Origin of the sequence: Brevibacillus fortis, assembly GCF_003013395.1 — a bacterium.
Classification (GTDB): Bacteria; Bacillota; Bacilli; order Brevibacillales; family Brevibacillaceae; genus Brevibacillus; species Brevibacillus fortis.
Map to the genome: position 1 here is coordinate 1 of NZ_PXZM01000071.1, position 2,931 is coordinate 2,931.

Genomic DNA, 2,931 nt, shown 5'->3' on the forward strand with positions numbered 1-2,931 from the left:
GTGTAGATCGATGATGCTTTTGGCGATAGCGAGTCCGAGGCCCGAGCCTCCTGTCTCTTTCGAACGTGAGCCCTCCACCCGAAAAAAGCGTTCAAACAAGCTCGGCACATATTCAGCCGGGATTTGCGCTCCGTTATTGGCGACAGAAATCGCAATACCTTCTTCTTGCAGAAAAACGCGTATGATAATTTCTGTACCATCGCGTCCGTATTTCACGGCGTTGGAAATGAGATTTTCCAGAACGCGAACGAGCTTGTCGGTATCTCCTGCCATCTCGATTTTTTGATCAGGTGTATCTACGATTAAACGCAGCCCTGCCTCATTCGCCACGAGCCGAAAGCCGACAGATACTTGCTCAACCAGCTCCACCAAGTCAAACTGCGTACGTTTCAAATACGCCCCGCGATTGCGGACCTTCGTGTACTCAAACAAATCATTGACGAGCACGTTCATCTGTTTGGCCTTTTCATAGGCGATATGAGCGTAATGCTTGAGCTTCTCCTCGTCCTTGTATTTGTTCTGCTCAATCAGTCCAAGGTAGCCGATGATGGAGGTCAACGGCGTTCGCAGATCGTGGGAAACGTTGGTAATCAACTCATCCTTCGATTGTTCCAGCCGCCGCTCCTCCTCCATCGCATCGAGGGCGCTTTTAACCAGAGCATGAATGCTATCGACGACTTGACCCAAGCTGCCGTTCGGACGAATGGAAATCTGGTGATGATAATTGCCTTTCGCAATGAAATGCAGCTCGTTTATGATTTGCTCCATCTGCTTTTGTTCCAGGTACTTGCGGATACGAACGAACGACCACGCTACAAACATACCGGTCGCAATTAATATTATCGGGATTTTAAAGGAATTGATATCGAAATTAACCCGCAGCTTCCAAATGTAGTCTTTGATTTGCGGGATGTTGTAGAAATAGTTGGTGGCGAGAAAAGCAGCCATCTGAAAAACAGCATAGATGATCAAGAGGCCAAGCAGTAAATCGAAAAGGATGCGAATAAAATCCTTGGCTCTAAGCTTCAATTTTATAGCCGACCCCCCAGACCGTCTGTATCACCTTTTCGCCATTTGTCGCCTTCTCCAGCTTTTCCCGCAGGTTGCTGATGTGAACCATCACCGTCTTGTAGGAAACGAAATTCTCCATTTTCCAGCAACGGTCAAAAATTTCTTCCGAGCTGAATACCCGATTCGGATGACTTGCCAAAAGATACAGGACGGAAAACTCCAATGCCGTCAGCTTGATCGGGGTGCCTTCTTTTGTCTGGACGAAGTGACTTTGCTTGTCGATAATCAATGGCCCCGCCTCAATCACATGATCCTGTTTGCTTGCCTGCGTGTAGTTCGACCGTCGCAGGAGAGACTTGACCCGCGCAATCATTTCCAGTGGATTAAACGGCTTCGCCACGTAATCGTCTGCACCCGTCATCAAGCCCAGGATTTTGTCCATATCATTCGTTTTGGCACTCGCCATCAGGATGGGGATGGTCGAGTTTTTTCGTATTCGCTTGGTGACTTCCAGCCCATCCAGATTGGGCATCATCACATCCAGAATGACGAGATCGATGGGCCTCTGCTCCAGCTTCTCCATCGCTTCCAGACCGTCAAAAGCCTTTTCGATCTCATATCCTTCATTGCTCAAATATATCGCCATCAGCTCTACAATCTCTTTGTCGTCATCTACAATCAAAATCCTCACGGACAAACACCTCCGAACTCGTGCATGGTAGATATAGATAGCATCACTATAACAAGAATTGTTAAAGAAAAGGTAAAGCAAGTGATTATTCTCTATCATTATCGCCATTCTGTTCACGAGACCAACCGAGCGAATGAGAGAGCAATATTTCAAACATCCCCTTGTGTTATAACTAACTTGAATTTTAATCAAGGGAGATGAAACCATGGGTAACTTGAAAGGGAAAATTGCATTGGTAACCGGGGCAAGCCGGGGGATTGGTCGTGGCATCGCATTGCGTCTGGCACAGGATGGCGCATTGGTCGTCGTACATTATGGAAGGCGACAAGAAGAAGCAGCAGCAGTCGTACGTGAGATTGAACAAAATGGAGGCCAAGCATTCGCAATCGGTACGGACATGCGTACCCTTGACGGCATTCGTGATTTATATACGACTTTGGACGAAGCACTTCTGCAACGTACAGGAGATCATCATTTTGACATTCTCGTAAATAACGCTGGGGTCGGGCAAATCTTAACGTTGGAAGAGGCTACCGAAGAATCTTTTGACGAGGTCATGAACATCAATGTCAAAGCGCCGTTTTTTATGATCCAACAAGCTTTGCCCCGCCTAAGAGAGGAAGGCCGTATCATCAATCTCTCCTCCTTTGTTACTCGTGCAGCTTCTCCAAGTGTGTTCACTTACAGTATATCGAAGGGGGCTGTTAACACACTGACGCTAGCTCTGGCTAAACAACTGGGGAGCCGTCATATTACGGTAAATGCGATCTTGCCAGGCATTATTAACACGGAGATGAATGCTGGCACGTTGCAAAATAATCCGAATGGGCAGAAGTACGCCGCTGGACTCTCAACCTTCAACAGGTGGGGAGAGCCTGATGATGTAGCGGATATTGCCGCCTTTCTCGCTTCCTCGGACAGCCGTTGGGTAACCGGGCAATTGATTGATGCAAGTGGCGGGTCGCATCTGTAATTTTTCTCAAAAAAATAACCGATGGCCACAAACACGGGACCATCGGTTTTGTTTATGAAGCTGCTATTCTTTTGGATGAATCATTTGTTCAGGGCGCACGACTTGATCGAATTGCTCTTCAGTCAGCAAATTGCTCTTGATCGCCGCTTCCTTGAGTGTGATGCCTTCTTTGTGAGCCAGCTTTGCTACAGCCGCCGCATTTTCATAGCCGATATGCGGGTTCAACGCCGTCACCAGCATCAGGGAGTTGTTCAGG

General features: G+C 47.6%; 3 protein-coding genes and 1 pseudogene. 1 reads left to right on the top strand and 3 read right to left on the bottom strand.

Going from position 1 to position 2,931, the window contains the following annotated elements; translation table 11 throughout:
- Positions 1-1,029 (bottom strand): sensor histidine kinase (locus tag C7R93_RS29570; RefSeq protein WP_106842127.1); only part of this gene is annotated, 1,029 nt, incomplete at its 3' end.
- Entirely contained in the window at positions 1,019-1,708 is a 690-nt protein-coding gene (locus tag C7R93_RS29575) for a response regulator transcription factor (protein ID WP_244191693.1), read from the bottom strand. The genes C7R93_RS29575 and C7R93_RS29570, both read right to left, overlap by 11 nt.
- A 199-nt stretch (positions 1,709-1,907) precedes the next feature.
- Here C7R93_RS29575 and C7R93_RS29580 point away from each other — a divergent pair, with 199 nt between their 5' ends.
- Complete coding sequence (locus C7R93_RS29580; RefSeq protein WP_106842129.1) at positions 1,908-2,675, top strand: SDR family oxidoreductase; 768 nt, start codon at positions 1,908-1,910, stop codon at positions 2,673-2,675.
- Between the two features lie 63 nt (positions 2,676-2,738).
- Here the strand turns inward: C7R93_RS29580 and C7R93_RS29585 are convergent.
- Positions 2,739-2,931: pseudogene (locus C7R93_RS29585) on the bottom strand (class II fumarate hydratase); the annotation flags it as partial.